Here is a 2,589-nt window from a genome sequence, read left to right as displayed (position 1 = left end):
TGTATATTGCCATCGCAAAAGCCCAGTTATGCCATGTTTTTGGGACACTTAGGACATAAACGAGGGACATGTGTGCCATGCGAGGGACAGGCAGAGCTAAAAATGCAGAGGGATCATCCGTAGATGATGCCTCTGCGACCCATTTTTCTTATTCTTTTAATCCGTGTCTTTCTCTCATGGACACTTCTCCATCAATTAAGATGGTGTATGAATCGTGAATGATACGATCGAGAATGGCATCGGCGAGGGTTGCCTGGCCAATATTTTCATACCATCCTTGTGCATCAAATTGAGAACAGAAAATCGTTGAGGACACTTGATGTCGAGTCTCGATAATTTCCAGTAAATCACGTGCTTCGTTTTCTCTCAATGGGGTGAGTAGCCATTCATCCAGGATAAGAAGATCGACTTTGCGATATAACTTCATGACTTTTTGGAAAATCCCTTCTCCTCTGGCAACGGCTAGCTCATCGAGTAAATCAGGCAGACGAGTATATTTCACTGTATAAAACTGTCGACAGGCCGCCATGCCAAAAGCACAAGAGAGATAGGATTTTCCGTTCCCAGAAGCCCCTTGAATGATCAAGTTATGCTTGTCCTGAATGTATTGTCCGGAGGCTAATCGTAGAATCTGAGTTTTGTCCAGTTTGCGATCAGGATGATATTCAATGTCTTCAATACAGGCTTGATTATATCGAAATCCTGCCTTCTTAATCAGGCGATCCAGTTTGTTGTTCTTTCTTCGATCCCACTCACGATCCACTAAGAGACTGAATCGATCTTCGAATGATAAATCATTGTATTGGCTATCGCGTAATTGCTCGCTATATTGTTCAGCCATAGCGGTCAATCTCATATCATATAATTTTGATAAGGTATTTTCGCTCGTCATTTTTCTTTCCTCCCATAGTAGGCTGCACCTCTAACGAAACCGTGAGTATCGCTTTGATTTGTATTTGATTTTGGTGGATTGATAGAGTCTAGTTGTTGTTTATCCTGACCTGTTTTTAAAATGGTCTTAATACTGTTCAGATTGGGTCTTGGCGAATAGTCTAAGGCACGTCCACATGCCCGTTCGAGGCGTTCTACAGAGTATTTATCTGCTAGTTTTGTGAGTGATGAACATGATTTAAGTGCCTGTTTTTCTACTTTGTATGAAGCGAGAATCGCTTTTACAGTAATGAGTGTATGAACCCCGACTTCCTTAGCCCAGGACATAAAATAATCTCGGTTCATCGATAAATAATCCTTATGTTTATCGGGCATATGCTCGGGATTGGTAGATAGCTGACCTTTCTTCCCATAAAGTCTGATATGCGAAGCAACGCGGAAGTGATTAAAATAGATTTCGATCATGTTTCGGGTCACTCGAACATCCACCTGGTGTTTCATGTATTCATAGGGAACGGAATAGTACATTTTTTCTACAGATATGTGATAATCAAAGGGTACGGTAGCTTTTTTCCATGTCGCTAATTCGTATGAGGAAGCAGGTAAAGGGAGAAGGGCAAACTTCTCCTCCTCCGCAAAAGCGGATTGCCTGCTTCCATCTTTTTTCTGAAAGGGCTTCTCATTATATTCCGTTAATTTCTCTCTTATCGCTTGATTCAGCTCGGAAATCGAAAAGTATTGACCGTTTCTCAGGGAGGCAATAATCCAAGTTGATATGATTCGAACACCCCCTTCTACATTGGGTTTGTCCTTCGGGTGGCGAACCCTGGCAGGAACAATCGCTGTTTGATAATGCTCAGCCATTTCCTGATACGAGCGATTGATCACCGGGTCTGTTGAGGATGATCGTTCAACACCAGTCTTTAAATTGTCAGGAATAATCATTCGGGGAACCCCACCGAAAAACTGCAGGGCATGGATATGAGCGGTTATCCAGCTTGGTGTATCCATGGATAGAAATGCCTCGACGTAAGCATATTGACTACAAGGTAACACAGATATGAAGACGTAAGCAGGAATGGTCTGTCCGGTGATAGAATCCTGAATTGAAGCAGTTTGACCTGCCCAATCCACTTCCATTGCTTCACCAGGCTTTCTTTTAATTCTCATGGTTGCTTTGGTCTTTATCACATAGCTGTTGTAAAAACGACAGAATTGCCGATAACTGTAAGGGATCTCCTTGTTTTGTCTACACGTTTCTACATATTCATGCCAAAGCAATGACAGGGTCACTCCGCTTCGAGCCATTTCCTGGTGGAGATAGCTACAATCCGGTGGACGTCTCATCTCAGATCGATGCTTTTCAGGAAAAAGAATATTCTGGAGTTCAGGATTATCCATGTCCTTATCCAGTGGCCATGAGACTCCTTTCTCTCCAGCCCGCCTCAGGACATTGCCAATGGTATTCTTCGAACATCCGCAGCTCGAAGCAATATGCCGATGGCTAAATCCCTGAGCATGAAGCCGCAAAATTTCACGGTATTTGATCATTAAAAAAACCTCCTGTAATGGATTTACACCACTAGGTGCAAGCTCATTATACAGGAGGTGTCCCTCACATGTCCTAACTGTCCCAATTTGATGTCTTTACTGTCCCAAAAACTTGGCACAGCTGTCCCTATTCAATGGCAATATACA

Annotated in this window: 2 protein-coding genes; both read right to left on the bottom strand. The window is 42.8% G+C overall.

Annotated elements, in window-relative coordinates:
• Nucleotides 1-148: 148 nt before the first annotated feature.
• Nucleotides 149-892 carry an IS21-like element helper ATPase IstB gene (istB, locus tag AA84_RS0112275; RefSeq protein ID WP_028977444.1) on the bottom strand — a complete coding sequence of 248 codons (744 nt, stop codon included), beginning with the start codon at nucleotides 890-892 and terminating at the stop codon, nucleotides 149-151.
• Entirely contained in the window at nucleotides 889-2,442 is a 1,554-nt protein-coding gene (istA, locus tag AA84_RS0112270) for an IS21 family transposase (RefSeq protein WP_028977443.1), read from the bottom strand. Before istA ends, istB begins: the two co-directional genes overlap by 4 nt.
• Between the last annotated feature and the right edge of the window lie 147 nt (nucleotides 2,443-2,589).

Origin of the sequence: Sporolactobacillus terrae DSM 11697 (assembly GCF_000648615.1) — a bacterium.
Classification (GTDB): Bacteria; Bacillota; Bacilli; order Bacillales; family Sporolactobacillaceae; genus Sporolactobacillus; species Sporolactobacillus terrae.
This window is presented reverse-complemented; position numbering and strand designations above follow the sequence as displayed.